The organism is uncultured Psychrobacter sp. (genome assembly GCF_947500265.1).
In the GTDB taxonomy this organism is placed as follows: Bacteria; Pseudomonadota; Gammaproteobacteria; order Pseudomonadales; family Moraxellaceae; genus Psychrobacter.
On record NZ_CANMRN010000001.1, the window covers coordinates 587,085 to 605,976 of the forward strand.

14 protein-coding genes and 1 other RNA gene are annotated in these 18,892 nt (G+C 42.8%); 11 read left to right on the plus strand and 4 right to left on the minus strand.

Going from position 1 to position 18,892, the window contains the following annotated elements; translation table 11 throughout:
* Window positions 1-45: 45 nt before the first annotated feature.
* The 3 genes from trpC to Q0788_RS02465 form a co-directional block, all read right to left on the minus strand.
* The gene (trpC, locus tag Q0788_RS02455) at window positions 46-915 is read right to left on the minus strand and encodes an indole-3-glycerol phosphate synthase TrpC (protein WP_298807610.1); all 870 of its coding nucleotides are present in this window, start codon (window positions 913-915) and stop codon (window positions 46-48) included.
* A 76-nt stretch (window positions 916-991) separates the two neighbouring features.
* Window positions 992-2,113, minus strand: a complete 1,122-nt coding sequence (gene trpD / locus Q0788_RS02460; RefSeq protein ID WP_298807612.1) for an anthranilate phosphoribosyltransferase — start codon at window positions 2,111-2,113, stop codon at window positions 992-994.
* A 98-nt stretch (window positions 2,114-2,211) separates the two neighbouring features.
* Window positions 2,212-2,835: an aminodeoxychorismate/anthranilate synthase component II gene (locus Q0788_RS02465; RefSeq protein WP_298807613.1), complete on the minus strand. Its 624-nt coding sequence runs from the start codon at window positions 2,833-2,835 to the stop codon at window positions 2,212-2,214.
* 828 nt (window positions 2,836-3,663) lie between these two features.
* Here Q0788_RS02465 and glnA point away from each other — a divergent pair.
* Together glnA and Q0788_RS02475 are read left to right on the plus strand one after the other, a co-directional pair.
* Window positions 3,664-5,073 carry a type I glutamate--ammonia ligase gene (gene glnA / locus Q0788_RS02470; RefSeq protein ID WP_298807615.1) on the plus strand — a complete coding sequence of 470 codons (1,410 nt, stop codon included), beginning with the start codon at window positions 3,664-3,666 and terminating at the stop codon, window positions 5,071-5,073.
* Window positions 5,074-5,275: 202 nt separating this feature from the next.
* Complete coding sequence (locus Q0788_RS02475; RefSeq protein ID WP_298807617.1) at window positions 5,276-6,019, plus strand: DUF4124 domain-containing protein; 744 nt, start codon at window positions 5,276-5,278, stop codon at window positions 6,017-6,019.
* 123 nt (window positions 6,020-6,142) lie between these two features.
* On the opposite strand, the gene Q0788_RS02480 is transcribed toward Q0788_RS02475, so the two are convergent.
* Window positions 6,143-6,859, minus strand: a complete 717-nt coding sequence (locus Q0788_RS02480; protein WP_298807619.1) for an SIMPL domain-containing protein — start codon at window positions 6,857-6,859, stop codon at window positions 6,143-6,145.
* Between the two features lie 308 nt (window positions 6,860-7,167).
* Here Q0788_RS02480 and ffs point away from each other — a divergent pair.
* From ffs to Q0788_RS02525, 9 genes are all read left to right on the plus strand, one after another.
* Window positions 7,168-7,264: signal recognition particle sRNA small type (ffs, locus tag Q0788_RS02485), an RNA gene on the plus strand.
* A 268-nt stretch (window positions 7,265-7,532) separates the two neighbouring features.
* Entirely contained in the window at window positions 7,533-8,129 is a 597-nt protein-coding gene (locus tag Q0788_RS02490) for a LemA family protein (RefSeq protein ID WP_298807620.1), read from the plus strand.
* A gap of 13 nt (window positions 8,130-8,142) precedes the next feature.
* A complete protein-coding gene (locus Q0788_RS02495; protein WP_298807621.1) occupies window positions 8,143-11,121 on the plus strand; it encodes a M48 family metalloprotease in 2,979 nt (992 codons plus the stop codon).
* A gap of 114 nt (window positions 11,122-11,235) precedes the next feature.
* Entirely contained in the window at window positions 11,236-12,120 is an 885-nt protein-coding gene (locus Q0788_RS02500) for a DNA polymerase III subunit psi (RefSeq protein ID WP_298807623.1), read from the plus strand.
* Window positions 12,121-12,212: 92 nt separating this feature from the next.
* Window positions 12,213-13,340 (plus strand): 3-phosphoserine/phosphohydroxythreonine transaminase, encoded by a 1,128-nt coding sequence (gene serC / locus Q0788_RS02505; RefSeq protein ID WP_298807624.1) that lies wholly within the window; start codon window positions 12,213-12,215, stop codon window positions 13,338-13,340.
* A gap of 308 nt (window positions 13,341-13,648) precedes the next feature.
* Entirely contained in the window at window positions 13,649-15,481 is a 1,833-nt protein-coding gene (locus Q0788_RS02510; RefSeq protein ID WP_298807678.1) for an extracellular solute-binding protein, read from the plus strand.
* Between the two features lie 323 nt (window positions 15,482-15,804).
* Entirely contained in the window at window positions 15,805-16,584 is a 780-nt protein-coding gene (gene gloB, locus Q0788_RS02515) for a hydroxyacylglutathione hydrolase (RefSeq protein ID WP_298807625.1), read from the plus strand.
* Window positions 16,585-16,687: 103 nt separating this feature from the next.
* A complete protein-coding gene (yejB, locus tag Q0788_RS02520; protein WP_298807626.1) occupies window positions 16,688-17,758 on the plus strand; it encodes a microcin C ABC transporter permease YejB in 1,071 nt (356 codons plus the stop codon).
* 98 nt (window positions 17,759-17,856) lie between these two features.
* Window positions 17,857-18,870, plus strand: coding sequence for an ABC transporter permease (locus tag Q0788_RS02525; RefSeq protein ID WP_298807680.1), 1,014 nt, complete (start codon window positions 17,857-17,859; stop codon window positions 18,868-18,870).
* Window positions 18,871-18,892 lie beyond the last annotated feature (22 nt).

Below are 18,892 nucleotides of genomic sequence, written 5' to 3' on the forward strand. Positions count from 1 at the left end.
GTTCAAGCTATTAGCATATATTTAAGCATAAATTATTGAGTTACTTTACCCGTCTGCTGCGACGCCCGCAAGTAAGGATTGTAACGCTTGCCCTGGATGGTCGGTTTTCATAAATTGTTCACCGATTAGAAAGTGCTGAATATCATGACTTAACATCAAACGAATATCATCACTGCTATGAATACCACTCTCGGTTACGATAAGTGGTTTTTGTTCAGCGCTATCAGCAGCGAGTGCGTCGTTTAAAATATTCTTGAGATCAAGCGTGGTTTGTAGGTCCACATCAAAGGTATTCAAATCACGGTTATTGATACCATAAATATTGTGCGCTGAGCGTGGCAATTGTAGCGCACGCTCAAGCTCAGATTTGGTATGCACTTCTATCAATACGTCCATACCAAGCTCAATACTGAGCGCATGTAGCTCTCGTACTTGGGCATCATCTAGGCAAGCCATAATGAGTAGGATGCAGTCAGCGCCCATTAGGTAAGATTGATAGATTTGATAGACATCAATCATAAAGTCTTTACGTAATATCGGTAAGCTTGAGGTATTAGCAGCCTGAATAAGATAGGTATCATCGCCCTGAAAATAATCGCGATCAGTCAGTACTGATAGACAGCTGGCGCCCGCTTGCTCGTACTGCTGAGCAAATAGAGCAGGGGTAAAATCGTGATTGATGATACCTTTAGATGGCGAGGCTTTTTTGATTTCAGCAATGATGCCAACACCATTGTTTTCAGTGCTAGCAGCACGTAAGGCAGCAGCAAAACCTCGGCGCGGTTTGTTATCAGCTGCGACTTTTGCTTGCAAATCTTTAAGCGATAGCGCCGCGCGAGCTGCTTTTACTTCTTCTACTTTGGTTGCGACAATGCGCTGTAGTACCGAAGGTATGTCTGAATGAGTTGTGGTCATGCTGTTATCCGAATATTGTTAAAGGTAAATAGGCAGTGATATATATATATTTGCACTGTATTGGTGCGAGTATAAATCAACCCTCAGTCACTAGCTGCTGCGTGTATTTGGCCAAAGACTCAAGCTTGAGTAAAGCATCACCATTTTGGATAATTTTTTGAGCTCGGCTAACGCCATTAGGATAGTTGCTGGCAAGTCCAGCAGTGTATATTGCCGCACCTGCGTTCAAAGCAATCATGTCACGGGCTTTAAGTACAGCACGGTCATGGGTATCAGCACCAGACAGAGCAGCACGGATCAGTGCAAGACTTTGCTCTGGAGAGTCGACATCGAGACCAATCAGGGTTTGCGATTCGATACCTGCATCTTCTGGCATCATCTCATAAACGGATATTTCACCGTCTTTTAGTTCAGCAACTGTGGTCGAGGTTGCTAGACTGATTTCATCCAGACCATCTTTTGCGCCCACGACCATGACATGCCGTGCGCCTAGGTTTTTCATGACTTTGGCAATTGGCTCACATAGCTGCGCGGTAAAGACACCAATAACTAAATTGGGTGTACCAGCAGGGTTGGTTAGTGGGCCTAAAATATTAAAGATGGTACGCGCTTTTAGCTCACGGCGTACAGGATTGGCATAACGCATGGCGCTGTGATGATTGGGCGCAAACAAAAACCCAACTCCTTCGTTCTCGATACAATCTTTTGCTTGTTCTGGAGTCAACGCAAGACTGATGCCTGCTTGCTCAAGTAAGTCTGAGCTACCAGATTTGGTTGAGACGCCGCGATTGCCGTGCTTGGCAACTTGTGCACCAGCTGCCGCAACAACTAATGCCGATGCAGTTGAGACATTGAACAAGTTAGCACCATCACCGCCAGTACCAACGATATCTACCAAGTAATCGCAGTTCTTTGGTTCAATGTTGGCGGCTAGTGCACGCATGGCGCTGGCTGAAGCAGTAATCTCGTCAATGGATTCGCCTTTCATGCGTAATCCCGTCAAGATAGCGCCCATCATAGCGTCGCTACATCTACCTTGCATGATGATGAGCATCACTTGATACATCTCATCAAAAGTTAAATCGATGTGTTGAAATATTCTGCCCAAAGCTGTGGTTAACAGTTGATGTGTTTGTTCATCAGACAATTTTGCAATACTCTCTGGCGTGTGCGTTTCTTCTATTTTTGTCGTACTCATTATGGTCTCACTTACTATTATTTTTTATATGAATCTGTGTGAAATTTGGCATAGGCTTATGAAAGCAGCATTTTTTACCAAGGTGCTTTTAGTCAAATTTAGCCAACTTGCGGTAGCTCATCGGATGTCAGAGTAGCCAAGCCATGAGTCTGTAAAAAGTTATTGAGCAATTGATAACCTGCTTCGCTCAATATCGACTCAGGATGAAACTGAACACCTTCTACGGGCAGCTCCTTATGGCGAATACCCATGATTTCCTCAATACTACCATCGGCATTTTGTGTCCATGCGGTGAGTTCAAGGCAGTCTGGCAAGCTTGTCTTATCAATGACGAGCGAATGATAACGCGTAACCTGTGACGGATTAGGTAATCCAGCAAACACACCTTGCTCGTTGTGATAGATAGCTGATAAGCGGCCATGCATGACTTCACCAGCTTTGACCACTTGACCACCAAAAGCTTGACCGACAGCTTGATGACCCAAGCAAATACCCAGTATGGGAATAATTCCTTTAAAGGTCTCAATGGCTTGCAGCGAAATACCTGCACGGTCAGGATTGCACGGACCTGGGCCAATCACAATCACATCAGGTGCAAGGGTTTTAATCTGCTCAATGCTGACTTGATCATTACGCCAGACAGTGATGTCCTGCTTTAGCTCACCGAAGTACTGTACGATATTGTACGTAAAGCTATCGTAATTATCGATCATCAAAATCATTAAGGCTTCAACTTATCAGTTTTATTATATTTTTAACATGAAATTGGTTTTCACTGTTATCGAGTCACTTGATTGTCAAAGACAAGCAGCTATGACTATAACAGAGGGGGTTATTGCGCGCGGTTATCTTACCACTATTTTGTTTTCTATCAAATGTAGGGTATAGGCTATCTAAGTAAGCACCAAGTAAAAACATATTTTTTATTATTATGTCGATAACTAGGATAGTTTGCCCAGAGACAATGTTATAAATTCAGATATTAACATTGCACCAGAAAGTAGCATTTCAAGAATTCACATACTTGTATTTGCACCAATTAAGTGCCTTTGGTTCTCAACTGGTGCTCTGATTAAGTGCTATTCTAAAACTGAACTAGATGAGAATTAATTAATATCCAATGATATTAAACATATAAATAACTGTAATTATTGATAATTGCATCTGCCTACAACTATATCTGTGGTTGGAGTGCCAATACATTGGCATAGCCTTTGCATTATTGCTGTTATGATTATTTTTAAAGCCAAAAAACTGGTCTAAAAATAATTATTAACAAGAGCCCGAAGAGTTCAGCATTATGAGTTGTATATTGCTAGAATGTCGTTAGGATTGAATTGGCGTATGTTGGACCATGTGCACAAATATTGGTCTGATTGAGTAAACGCTTTAGATGAGCATCTTGACTAATACGCAAAATAGTGCTGATAATAAGCATAATATCGAATGCGCTGTTTTAGTATTGAGAGCACATCTGACATTCTTGGACAAGAACATCATATTAATAATTTTAAATCGCAATTACGTGATCAACACAACGGAGACTATTCATGTCGAATAAACTATTAGATCTTATCCAATCCTCTAATGCTAAATGGGTTGATTTTCGCTTTACTGATACACGCGGCAAAGAGCAGCACATCAGCTTCCCAGCGCATACCGTTGATGAAGATGTCATGGAAGATGGCAAAATGTTTGATGGCTCATCAATCGCTGGTTGGAAAGGTATCGAAGCGTCAGATATGATCTTGCGTCCTGATCCAGAAACTGCTTTTGTTGACCCGTTCTTTGACGCGGTGACTGTGGTAGTGACTTGCGATATCATCGAGCCATCAACGCTACAAGGTTATGACCGTGACCCACGTTCTATCGCACGTCGCGCTGAAGAGTATTTAAAGTCTACTGGTATCGGTGATACTGCTTACTTCGGTCCTGAGCCTGAATTCTTTGTATTTGATGATGTGAAATGGTCAGTTGATATGTCTGGCGTTAGTCATAAAATCACGGCTGAAGAAGCAGCGTGGTCGACTAACGAGACTTACGAGTGGGGCAACATGGCGCATCGCCCACGTGTGAAAGGCGGCTATTTCCCAGTACCACCAATCGATAGCTCACATGATATGCGTGCTGTTATGTGTGAACGTATCGAAGAAATCGTTGGTGAAGGTTCGGTTGAAGTTCATCACCATGAAGTAGCGTCTTGCCAGTCTGAGATTGGTGTTGCATTCAACACGATGGTACGTAAAGCGGATGAAGTTCAGCAATTGAAATATGTTGTTCATAACGTTGCGCATCAGTTTGGCAAAACAGCGACCTTTATGCCTAAGCCAATCGTTGGTGATAACGGTTCAGGTATGCACGTACACATGTCCATCTCAAAAGACGGCGTAAACACATTCTCTGGTGATGAGTATGCTGGTCTGTCTGAAACAGCATTGTACTTCATTGGCGGTATCATCAAGCATGCGCGTGCGTTGAATGCGATTACCAACCCATCAACGAACAGCTATAAGCGCCTAGTTCCTCATTACGAAGCGCCTATTAAACTTGCTTATTCAGCATCTAACCGTTCAGCATCTATCCGTATTCCACACGTAAGCAGCCCGAAAGCGGTACGTGTAGAAGCACGTTTCCCTGATCCAACGGCTAACCCATATCTAGCGTTTGCTGCACTATTGATGGCTGGCCTTGACGGTATCCAAAACAAAACGCATCCAGGCGAAGCTGCTGATAAAAACTTGTATGACTTGCCACCAGAAGAAGAAGCACAAATCCCAACGGTTGCAGAGAGCTTAGATGTTGCACTACAAGCATTGCGTGACGATCATGACTTCTTATTAAAAGGCGATGTATTCACTGAAGACATGCTAGAAGCGTTTATCGCTTTGAAAGAAGAAGAAGTACAACGTCTGAACGTAACTGTACACCCTGTTGAATTTGACATGTACTACAGCTGCTAATTAGTCGCTAAAGCACTCAATTATTTTGAGTCAAAAAAACCAGCTAAGGTTAACTTAGCTGGTTTTTTTATGCGTATCAATAAAGCATATCAGTCCAATTGCTGAATTTTCTTTGAAATCGCTACTGATTTCATGTCAAAACTCGCGCATAATAGTTTTATAAAATTATATTAATAGTAGACACTATCTAGGTTGATGGATTATGACTTTATTAGCAAAACCGAGTTTCTTAAAAGGTAAGATTAGAGTTGGGTTATGGACTACGGTTGCTCTTGTTAGTCTTTGTGCATCTCTCACAAATGCTGCACCTATTTATAAAGTGGTTGATGAGCAAACCGGTCAAGTCACCTTTACTGACCGTCCACAGGATTATGAGCAGCAAGTTGGCAAACAAGTCAGTCAAACGGCTATTACGACGGGTAATGAGACGAGCAGGTCAACTAGTCTGAATACGACAACCAATTCTAATACAAGTCGCCAATCATCAAATGCATCGCAGACAGCGACTACTACTGAGTCGCCTACGATAAATACCAAGACCACTGCGCCAGTAAACTATCAGTTAGCCATTACCGAACCTAGCGAAGAGAGAGCCTATCGTCGTCCCGTACAGAATATCGATGTCAATGTACGGATTCAGCCTGCGTTACAGGCAGGTGATAGTGCCAGTATTTATTTTGATAATAAACAGGTTGCACAAGGTTTGAGCGCATCTATTACTACTGTTGATGTTTTGCCAGGTACTCATACGATCAAGGCGGTTGTACAAAGCGAAACTGGCCAAACACTTGAGCAAATCACACGTACTGTATATGTGATTCAAAACACGACCACATTGCAAGACAACAAAAGAAAGGCTGCGCAGCTGTTGGCTTATCAAAAGCTAGCTTGGTATCAAAAATTGATGCTAAAGCTGCGTCAACAGGAGGTTGCTCAGTCACAATAATGGTCTCAATAATGATTGAATATAATGAATAGATATCGCTAGCAAAATAAAAAGGCAAGCACCGTTAACGATGCTTGCCTTTTTTGATGCAAATCACTTATTTTATTTTAACTATAAGCTATCTTATTTAGTTAACTCGATAGTACCGTTAGCAGTCACCGAAATAGTGCTATTACCAGACTCAAAGCTTTGGCTTGGTACAGAAGATTCAAGCGAATCTGCTTTCATGCTCATAGCGCTATACATTGGACGTGGATAGTTGCTACCTGTGTTTAGGTTAACATTGATGACGCGGTAGCCACGAGCATCCCACGCGCGGGTAAGGCTCTTAGCTTGCTGCTGAAAAGCACGAGAGGCCTCGGTCATTAATTTTTGCTCTAGAGCATCCTTTTTAGTATCTGATACGCCAAAATTAAGATTATCCATCACTAAGGTTTCTTGTAAGTCAGCAATTAGTTGGCTAGTCGCCGAAAAGTCTGTGCTTTTTAAGTCTATGTTTGCTTGACCTGTCCAACCGATGATTTTATCGTTTTTGTCGTAGCGTGGATAGGTGCGCTGTTGTCCTGTGCTCACGGTCACGCTAGGGTAGCGCTTGGCGATTTTCATGGCATTGTTGATTGACGTATTGAGCATTGTGGCTAAAGTCTTAGAGTCAGTTGCCTGTGCTTTCTTGTACAAGCTGGCGCGTACTTCGTCGTTCTGAATTTCTTCTTTTATTTCTGTCTGAAACGTCAGTTGATCATAGCCTGTTGGCTCTGCATGGGCGCTACCCATCATCGCTGTCATGAGACAAACCGTACCAGAAGCTAGTGCTGCTTTATTCAATAAAGTATTTTTCATTATTATCTCCTAAGTTGATTCTAATAATATATAAATGACAATTATCAACGCTCATTTATACACGAAAAGTTGTCCCTGTTGTTTTTTAAACATCGACATGGGTGCAACTTCATTCACTAAAATAGCAAAATTCATATAAGTTGCTGTGAGAATTTTGTGACCTAAGTTACTGATATAATTTATGCTGATGCGTTGCTGATATAAGCTAATGAACTAAATGACAGTGCTATTTAGGGTCTAAAGCAAACAGTTTTAAGATAGGGGTTGTAAAATTAAAAAATTCTTGTATAATTTGCGACTGGTGGCTCCATTGGTAGCCTCGCAACATTGTTCTATGAATCCCGCCAGGACCGGAAGGTAGCAACGGTAATAGTTATAGTGTGTGCCGAGGATGTGCTGATGGAGTCGCTTTTTTTTGCCTAAAATTTGATATTTATATCAATGAAGTACAAAAGACATATTTGTGATGTATGAAGCCCTTCATTGTAAAGGGCTTTTTTTTGGTCAAAATTTTGTCTGATGGTTATCTATTTGCTTATGGAGATTGCAATTTAATTTCCTGTTCGATTTCCTTTGTAGTTCTTATCTAGTTCTAAAGTTTTATTGATTAATATGAGTTAAAATACAATGTATTAACTTTTTATTAACATTCTAGACACTTTGGAGTTTGATTATGAAGATGTTTGTTTGGCTATTCATTGCATTTGTGGTGTTGGTAGTTGTGTTTGGAGTATCCATTTTTAATAGATTGGTACGCGCACGTAACCAAGCAAAGAATGGCTTTGCTCAAATAGATGTGCAATTGAAGCGTCGTCATGATCTGATTCCAAACTTGGTCGAAACCGCCAAGCGTTATTTGAGTCATGAAGAAGAAACACTCACTCGCGTCATTAGCGCGCGCAATCATGCCCAAGATCTACAAGACTCTAATAAACATCAGCCAGACTCACTAGAACATATGGCACTGTTTGCAAAAGCAGAAGGTATGTTGTCCAAAGCATTGAGTCAGTTCTCTGCTGTCGTCGAAGCCTACCCAGAGCTCAAAGCCGATAATATGATCAAGGAGCTCATGGACGAACTAACCAATACGGAAAATCGCATTGGATTTGCGCGTCAGCATTATAATGACAGCGTAATGTTTTATAATAATGATCGCGAAGTCTTTCCTAATAACCTCGTTAGTACGACTTTTGGCTTTCGTCCGCTCAGTCCGTTGGTATTTGAGGATAGAAAAGCGATTGCTCAGGCACCGATTGTCAATATGGGCTAAGGTTTAGATAATTTTGGCGAACTCTAGGCAGCCTAATCTGATGGATTTTTTTGGTGAACAGCGGATACGTACGCGGCGCAGTCTATTACTTTATGGACTGTTTTTCCTGATTGTACTTGCTCATATGGCTGTAGGACTGGCTGTCATGTCTATACTGTTGACTGTATTTACAGGCGGTATATATCATTGGGTATTGGTTCTGGTCATTGTCTTGACGTTAGGCAGTTTCGTTGGTGGTAGTTTTTTAGAGTATCGACGCCTGCGAGCAGGTGGCCGCGCTATTGCTCAGCGAGTAGGAGCGGTTAGGCTGTTTATCGATAACAGTCAAGAACCATGGGAGCACAGTCAAGGAGTCGCTCATCAACACGAAGCTGAAGAAAAGGTTCGCTATAGTTCACGTCATATAGTAGTACGTGACGAGCGCGATTTTCCGCCCGTCTATCGCCGCTATTATGAAATTGCACAGCAACTGGCCATTGCGGCAGGTTTGCAAACCCCTATTTTATATGTGCTACCTGACGAGCAGGGTATCAATGGTTTTGTCGCTGGTCGCCATAGCCAAGATATGGTACTTGTCGTTACCCAAGGTGCGCTAGATAAACTGTCTGATGAGGCGCTATACGGACTCATCGGTCATGAATATGGTCATATATTGCACGGTGATGCTACGTTCAATTTACAGCTGATGGTGGTATTGGCAGGCTTGCAGATACTATACGACTGGAGTGACCCTATATCAAATCATATCTCTAATTACCGTTATTTTGATAGCGATAGTATCTCCCAAAAGTCTTTATCACAAAGACAGGTTGATACGCTTGCACGCAATACAGAAGCGCAAACGGCCAATTTCAACACGCATAGTGAATGGGTCGCCTACTGGCAGCAGCAATCACAACAACAGCAGTCCTCAGCCAAGCGTCAGTCTAAATGGGTACAAACATCGCCTATAATAGATCGTCAAGCCCCGCGTAGTGTCTGGACATTGCTACTGCATGGTTTAAGCTTCTCTAGCATGGCAAGCGCGCAGTTGATTAAGCACAGTTTTAATCGTGAGCGCGAGCTACTTGCTGATGCCACCAGCGTTCAGTTAACACGTACGCCTGCGATTATCGAAACCTTAAAAGCCATTCATCAAGACTCGCTCGGCTCGCGTTTGTCTGGCATCGCCGATATCAATGGACTCAGCCATTTTTTCTTTGCTAGTAGTGGGGCAGACTTAGGGGATGTGTCGTGGTTTGCCACCCATCCAAGCCTGACTGAGCGTATGAGCGCTATTAATGCGGATGCTTATCATAAGTTCGCGGTACAAATCGCTAAAGAAAAGCGAATAAATCAGCAAAAGGTCAAAGAAATATATAGGCAACGCCGCTTAGGTGATTGGGGAGCAACAAAAGAAAATAACCTACATGAAAAATCGCTAGAAAAAAGCGTGCAGCATTCGTCAGTATTTGAGACTCAAACAGCTGCAACGATTAATACAGGTGACACTAAACAGCCAGATGATAGAAAAGTTCTTGCTGAATCTATAAGCGACAATCGTAATACGGATAGTAGCGAATCAGGGATTGATGACGGTTTAGAGTTTGCCGTAGAGGCTGATGTGGTAATTGATGGGCGACTTCAGGTACAGGCCGAAGACGTTGGTACTCATCAGCTGTTAAAACCGTGGCAGGCCAAACCGGACGCCGACCTACCAGAAAACACACTAATTGAAGTTAGCGATATTAAAAAGGTGTCATTACCTCAGTATATACTCAATCATAGTTATCATCCTTTAGGTGCGCTAGCATTAGTCGAAGCTGTCTTGCTTTGTCATCAGCATCCATCATTATCAACGACTGTCATGTATAGTTTGAATGATATTTGGAATGATATTTGGAATGATGGCTTCTCTGTTGCGACTGACACGACCCGCAATGAGCAAATACTACCGCATACGATAGACCATCAGCTACTGACGATAGTGTCCCGTCTTGATAGACGTTTAGACAGCGCTTTGATTGAGCTCGCTTTAAACCAATTGCGTCAACAGGATTTATCTGAACTATGTATCGAAGATCTAAAGCTCAAAAGTAAACACGATCATAGTCACGACAGTCATCAGTACTATAAAAAACAAGAAAAATGCCGTACGATGTTGTTGCGTTATCAGCAGGGCATATTTGAGTTGTTTAACCAACAGCTGACATCTGACTTAACCAAAAGCTTAGCTTATGATTCGTCAGATCAAAATATACCTAGTGATAACGCTCATGCGATTGCCATTGCTCTGAATAACTCGTTAGCTTTAACACTTCAAAAATCGCCAATATTATCACTATGGCAAGCGCTACATTTGCAGCAGTTGCTACCGATATTGTCTAAAGTTTTACAAGATACGGATGCGCAGTCTCTATGGCCGCAAATACTGAAGACTGGTATGGAAGACGTAAGGGCGCAATTGGACCCTTCAGGTCAGGTGTTTACAGGACTTAGTAAATCAGAAGTATCAGTTGTTGTCTTATTGGCTTATCGACTATCAAAAGATGCAAAAGGCCAGATGATTTCAATGCATGACCGATCGTTATTGAGTGAGGGTAACGACAGTGTGGCGCATTATATTGTAGATTTGAGACGGCATGCGCGCTTGATTAATATTGATCTGGTGACAGTAAGCGACGTTAATTTACAGTGGCTATTATTGACCGCACAGCACTTGAATAGCATTCAGTTATTGGCGATTATTTCTGCGGTTCCTGTCTCTACCAATCACTCTATCAAGCGCTTGGTAGATGCTCAGAATGCTGATAATTATCGAGAGAAGCAACAGGACGGTAGCCAAATAGATTATAATGAAAGTGAGATAAGTCAGCCTACTCATAATGAATACCGCCAATGGCTAAGTACGTTGCATACGGTGATGTTACACGATACGATAATCAGCCAAGATGAATACGATTGTTTGTTGGCAATATCAGAGCGTTGGCTCGGTATTCGACAGCTATTTTGATGAGTATGAATCTAGTATTTGATTAATAGTGTGAAGTATATTCTGTGAGAGCTGCCAAAACCATAAAAACATCTATAAATGATATAAACAAAATGAGTAGGATAGTAGAGTCGAATGAGTGATACCCAAGACCCGCTAACTGTATTACAGCGCCGTGTGCAGCAACGCCAAATTCTAGCGATGATGGGTATCAATCAGTGGGTGCAGCCTGAGTCAAAAACCATCAATATGGCTGACATTACGACAGCTTCGGTTGAGCAATCACATATTGATTCCACTGTTATTGAGGCTAACAACAACGAAGTAGTGAGCGCTAAAGCTGTAAACGCAGTTGATCAACCGGCTGATGGTTATCATATCAATGACTATAATGCTAACGGCTATGTTACCGATGAGTATGATCCTGATTTGCAAGCTACCACTGAACAGATGGCTAGCGAGCAGAGCCCTGTTACTTATAGTTTTGATTCCGTTGATTCGAATACGGTCAGTTCAGATGCGGTTAGCTCAAGTGCTGGGTTTAACTATCATGACATCCCAAGTGCTGCATCGAACCAAACTGCTGTAACCTCTACGAATGCACCTATTGAGCAACCTCAATGTAATAATGATGACAGCATAAATGATGATAGCTTGAAAAAAGTAGCACCATTTGACTTGCAAGGTGGCCGCTATAATGACTGGGTAATATTGGTTGATATCAAAGCGCTAGATAGTGACAGTCAAAAGCTATGGCAAAACATCACCCAAGCGCTATCAATCACTTGTGAGACAACATCATTTCCGATTTGCGACGGTATGGACACTGCTGAGCTTGCCAATGCCAGTCTTGCAGGATATATCTTTCGAATTGGCCGAAGCGAAGAGATACAAGTTGCTGCACTGACGGCGCTGCCTGCCGGCCTCCAACATCCCAATCTGACTACTGTGCCGACATTAGAAGAAATGCTCGTAGACAGTGATGCTAAACGTCAGCTGTGGGAGCAGATATCTCATTGAGTTGTATGAAAACTGACATCGATACCAATGCCTTTATCAACAAACTGAAATAAAAAACATCCTTTTATTTCATCATACCTAGGACTGTGATTATGCCTACAACCCCAACGTCTACAGCAACTGCCACACCGCATCGCCTGCCAAATTTTTGTGCTGGACCTGCTACCATGCCAACAGCCGTATTAGAGCGCGCGCAGAGCGAACTGCTTGATTGGCAAGGTCGCGGCCTGTCGGTCATGGAAGTCAGCCATCGTAGCAAAGAGTATATGGCCATTACTGACAAAGCAGAAGCTAAGCTACGCACGCTTATGGAAATACCAGATAACTACAAAGTGCTATTTTTGCAAGGCGGCGCAAGTTTGCAGTTTTCTGCAATTCCATTGAACCTGTTAAATGGTGGACGCGGTGACTATTTGACGACAGGTGCATGGTCAGGCAAAGCGATCAAGGAAGCCAAGCGCTATGAAGCACTGGGTCTGGGCGAGATTAACCTAGTTGCGACTGGCAAAGAGAATAACTTTACTGACCTACCAGCGCAAAGCGATTGGAATATCAGTGAAGACGCCGCTTATTTTCATTACTGTGCCAATGAAACAATTCATGGCCTACAGGTATTTGAGCCACCACAAGTAGATGCGCCAATTATTGCTGATATGTCATCTTGTATCTTGTCGCAGCCGATAGATGTGTCTAAATTTGGCATGATCTACGCGGGCGCACAGAAAAACATTGGTCCTGCAGGTCTGGTTATTGTCATTATCCGTGATGATTTGATGGGGCAGGCCAGCGAATGGTGTCCTATGCTGCTGAATTATGAGCATCAAGCTGATAAAGAGTCTATGTCTAATACGCCAGCGACGTACTCTTGGTACTTAGCTGGGTTAGTGTTTGATTGGTTGGAAGAGCAGGGCGGTGTGGCTGCTATCGGTAAAATAAATCAGCAAAAAGCCGACTTACTTTATAAGACAATCGATGACAGCAGTTTTTATAATAATCCAGTAGATTCTAAGTATCGCTCTATCATGAACGTGCCGTTTACTTTAGCAGACAGCAGCCTTGATAAAGTATTCCTAGAAGAGTCAGAAAAAGCTGGCTTGTTAAATCTAAAAGGTCATCGTGATGTGGGCGGTATGCGAGCCAGTATCTACAATGCCGTGCCACTTGAGTGGGTACAGCAGCTGGTTGACTTTATGATTGCCTTTGAAAAAAAGCACGCCTAAGCAAAATAATAACTGCTAGCGTATAAAGTCTTTATACATAAACTGCACGTTAAGAAAGGCGCAACTGATCATGGTTGCGCCTTTTTTATATGTATAAACAAACAGTTTGGTCATGCTAGCACGTAGTAATAATGGTTTGCCGTGGATATGACTTAATGCTATCACCATTAAGTCATATCCACGGCAAACCATTAGGTTAAAAAACCTAAGTTTGTTATGATAAAATTTTGCTATAACGCTGTTTTGCTGTCAGGCTTTACGTTTTGATATTTATATTGGTTAGCATAGAGGTTTGTTATAACGTCATGATAATAAAAAACGCCCTGTTAAAAGCTGTATTGCTAACCATCACCGTCAGTTGGATACCGAGCAGTATCGCTGCACCTATCACGACGACTGCGCTTGGGCACAATAGCCCTACTGAGTACATCAATGCACCTTACTTACCTTATGCCAATCCAAAAGCGCCATCAGGAGGCACGCTTTCTCTAGATGCTCGCGGTACGTTTAATAGCGCCAATAAATGGATGACCACAGGCGTCGCGATGATTGGCACAGACTATCTGTATGATACTTTGATGACTGGCTCATTAAATGAAGCTTTTACGATGTATCCGCAGCTGGCAAGTAAAGTGACATATGATCCAGATAATACAAGCTGGATTATCTATCATCTTAATCCTAATGCTCGTTTTTGGGATGGGTCGGGTGTGACCAGTCGCGATGTAAAAGCAACTTTTGAGGCGATATTGAATAAAGGCCCCATGTATATTCGCAGTTATCTAAGTGATATCAAAGACATTCAAATCATTAATGATCAACAAGTAAAGTTTGTCTTTGCCTCTGCTGAAAACAAAGAGATTTTACTGACTGTTGGCCAGTTTCCTATATTTGCCAAATCTTCTATTGATACCGATTTTGAGAAAATCAGTCTGTCACCATTGATGGGTAGTGGTCCTTATAAATTGGGGCGAGTTGATGCAGGGCGTTCGGTAAGTTATATACGTGATCCCAATTATTGGGGGCGTGATTTGATGGTCAATCGTGGCCGCTACAATTTTGATATGATCAAGTTTGTTTATTATCAAAGTGATGAAATTGCCTTTGAAGGTTTTAAATCTGGTCAATACCGCTTTCGCCCCGAAAATAAAGCATCGAACTGGGTAACTGGGTATAATTTCCCCGCAGTGAAAGCAGGGCTTATCCAAAAAGAGACGATAACCAGCCAAAATCCAGTACCGATGCAAGCGTTGGTGATGAATTTGCGCCGTCCCATCTTTCAAGATATCAAAGTTCGTCAAGCACTGACAGCTGCCTATGATTTTGAATGGATGAATAAAACCCTATTTCACGGTCAATATGAACGCTTGCAAAGCTTTTTTCATGGCTCAGAGCTTGCCGCAAGGGGTACGCCATCTGATGCAGAGATGCAGGTATTGACGCCGTTATTATCTGAGCTTGAACCGACACAGCGAAAAGCAACATTAGCAGAATGGCAGCTACCCACCAGTGATGGGAACGGCTTTAATCGTCAAGGGTTATTAGAAGCGCGCCAGCTTCTATTAGAGGCTGGGTTTTATTATGAGGATATGAAACTATATCAACCTGATGGGTCGCTTGCTCAGATTGAGATTTTGATGACAGGCGAGACCATGGGCCGTGTCTTGTTACCTTACATTCGCAATCTAAAACGCTTGGGATTTAATGCTACTTTGCGTCAAGTGGATGGGCCGCAATATTATGAGCGTATGCGCCGTTTTGATTATGATATGGTCGTGGACGTATTTGCTCAAAGTCTCTCTCCTGGTGCTGAGCAAGCGGCATTCTGGGGAAGTGCTGCTGCTGACGAGCCGGGTAATCATAACAGTGCTGGTATCAAGAGTGCAGCTGTCGATAAAGTCGTTGCTGCCCTTGGTAATGCTAAAAATCGTGACGAGATTGTACTGTATACACAGGTGTTAGATAGGTTATTGCGGGCAGGACATTATGTTGTACCGCTATACGGTAAGTCTGGCACCAATGTCGCCTACTGGGATCAGTATCGCCATACCGAAAAACTACCGACCAATGCTGTTGGTATCGATTATTGGTGGGTGGATAAAGAGGCAGAAGGGCGTATCAATAAATATTTAAAACAGTAAACAGTGTTTATTATAAAGTTTGACCCGATAACAACGGACAGCTGAGCATATATGCTGTTTTATTAAATATATGCTGTTGCTATCAAATAACAGTTAGATTAGGGCGTGTCCTCATTTTAAAAATGGTGATAAAAATGAGATAAATTGCCATCAAACGAGGAAAATAGTGCAGATAATATCAAGATACTGACCAACTATTTGACGATGTTTGGCAAAATTTAGCTGTTTTTAGCCCATTTAGAGGACACTCGTTTGAATTGAGGAAACGCCCTAGATAATTCAAAATAACACGTAACAAAAATAACTACCGGTAAGGATTTAATATGAGTATTCGTATTCACCCAATCAAAGCATTTAGTGATAACTATATCTGGACATTGATTAATGAAAATAATAAGCAGGCGATTGTCATTGATCCAGGTCAAGCCCAGCCGGTCATTGATTATCTAGAGACGCATGAGCTCGAACTAACATCGATTTGGACGACTCACCATCATCATGATCATATCGGCGGCGTCGCAGAGTTGCAGGAATCGTATCCGATGACTCATCTGGTTGCGCATAGTGAGCATGGCGTCGATGAAGATCAAACTATCAAAGACGGTAGCACGGTGAGCGCATGGGGCTGCTCTGCGCAAGTCTGGGATGTATCAGGGCATACCGCTAGCCATATGGCCTATATTTTGGATATCGATGGGCAAAAGCATTGTTTCTGCGGTGATACGTTGTTTAGTGCAGGTTGTGGACGTGTGTTTACTGGTACGATTGAGCAACTGCATGAGAGCTTTAAGCGTTTGAACGGCTTGCCTCATGAGGCGCTACTGTATCCGGCGCATGAATATACGGCCAGTAACCTACGTTTTGGTCTATCTATTGAACCTGACAATGAATCGATGCAGCAAGCCTTAGCACGAGCAGAGGTACAAACTGAACAAGGCATGGCAACGCTACCAGTGACACTAGAGCATGAGCGCACGGTAAATGTGTTTTTACGTACACAAGAGCCGAGTGTAATCGCAGGAGTGAAATCCAAAATGTCTATCGATGATGAGAAGTCATTGACGGTATTTGCAGCGTTACGCGAGCTGAAAAACAACTTTTAAAGTAAGTTTTTAACAAATAGTTTGCTTTTAAGCACCTATTTAATACACCGCAATTCGCTGCTGAACGTCATTGCTATCTCTCTTTATTTAGGAAGTCGCCATTATGGGTCGTTATATCTTAAAAAGACTACTACTGATATTGCCGACACTATTTTTGATCTTGCTTGCCAACTTTGTAATAGTACAAGCAGCACCTGGCGGGCCTGTAGAGCAGCAGCTGGCACTTATCGAACAGGGCGCAAAAGACAATGCGCTTGGCGGTAATATCGGCGCGGGCAGTGCAGGTGGTAATGACAGTACTTATCAAGGCACGCGTGGTCTCTCTGAGGAGATGGTCGCCGCACTCAATGCCCAATATGGCTTTGATAAATCTGCCCCAGAGCGGTTTTGGCTCATGTTAAAGAACTACGCTCAGCTAGATTTTGGTGAGTCGTTTTTTAAAGGGCAGTCGGTGACCGATCTTATCGTAGAGAAGCTGCCAGTCTCGATATCGCTTGGGCTGTGGAGTACGCTGCTCATCTATATGATAGCTATTCCATTGGGGGTCTATAAAGCGATGCATCATGGCTCAGGCATTGATAAAGCCACGGCTATGCTGCTTGCTATAGGACATGCGATACCTGTGTTTGTCTTTGCAGTGATTTTATTGGTTTTCTTTGCGGGTGGCAGCTATTGGAATATCTTTCCATTACAGGGATTGACGTCCGAAAATTTTGATCAGCTAAGCGCTCTTTGTAAAGTAAAAGATTATTTTTGGCATTTGGCGTTACCGCTGCTGGCAAGTACTGTAGGCGGTTTTGCAGGTTTGACCTATCTGACTAAATTCAGCTTTTTAGAGGAATTGGGTAAGCAGTATGTACTGACCGCTCGCGCTAAAGGCTTAGGTGAGCGTCAAGTGCTATACGGCCATGTTTTTCGCAATGCGATGTTGATTATCATTGCAGGTATTCCAGCCGCTATTGTTGGTATCTTCTTTGCGGGTAATTTTTTGATTGAGATTATTTTTAAACTTGATGGTTTGGGATTGCTAGGTTTTGAAGCCATTCAACAACGCGATTATCCAGTGATATTTGGCACACTATTTATCTTTACCTTAGTGGGGCTGCTACTGCAGTTAATCAGTGATTTGAGCTATCACTTAATCGATCCTCGTATTGATTTTGAGGGGCGCTAATGTCAAATAATCAACCTTCATCAAAGAGCAGTCCTATTAATAGCGAACCAGATAAAGCGCCAATGCTTGAGCAGCTATCTACCACAAAAAAGCAACGATTGAACCCTGTATGGCAAGCGCGTTTAAATCGCTTTCGCCAAAATCGACTTGGAGTGATATCGCTGTTTGTTTTCGCAGTGATATTTGTCATCTGCATGGCAGCTAACGTCATTGCCAATGACAAACCTTTACTGGTTCAATATCAAGGCGATTATTACTTTCCGGTATTAAAAGCTTATCCTGAAACGACGTTTGGCGGTGTGTTTGAGACCGAAACCAATTATAAAGACCCTGCAGTGCAGTCGCTGATTGATGAGCAAGGTTTTTATCTAATGCCGCCTATCCCGTTTGCCGATCAGACGCCCAACGTCGAGCTTGGTCTGCCTTATCCAGCAGCACCCAATGCTCAAAACTGGCTTGGCACTGATGATATGGGTCGTGATGTGCTGGCACGGATACTCTATGGTATGCGAGTGTCGTTACTGTTTGGTTTGGCCTTGACGCTTGCGGGCGCACTGATTGGGATTATCGTTGGTGCGGTACAAGGCTATTATGGCGGCTGGGTAGATCTGGCAGGGCAGCGATTTATGGAAGTATGGGGCGGTATGCCTCAGCTATTTATGATTATTATTTTGGTCAGTCTGTTTAGTCCTAGTATTATTATGTTGTTCGCCATGATGCTACTGTTCGGTTGGATGGGTCTAGTCGGTTTGGTACGGGCAGAGTTTTTGCGAGCCCGCAACTTTGACTATGTGCGAGCTGCACGCAATTTAGGTGTTTCGGACAGCCAAATCATGCTCAGACATATCTTACCCAATGCATTGGCCTCAAGCTTGTCGCAGTTACCATTTATTTTAACGGCTAATATTATCGCCTTAACCGCGCTAGATTTCTTGGGATATGGATTGCCGCCTGGCTCGCCGTCTCTTGGTGAGCTAATGGTACAAGGGAAGAACAACCTGGATGCACCTTGGCTTGCTTTGTCAGGATTCTTTAGTTTGACCTTTATTTTGTCATTGCTCATCTTCGTTGGCGAAGCACTGCGTGACGCGTTTGATCCGAGGCGTTCTTAATATGATTAAAAATATTGTCGCC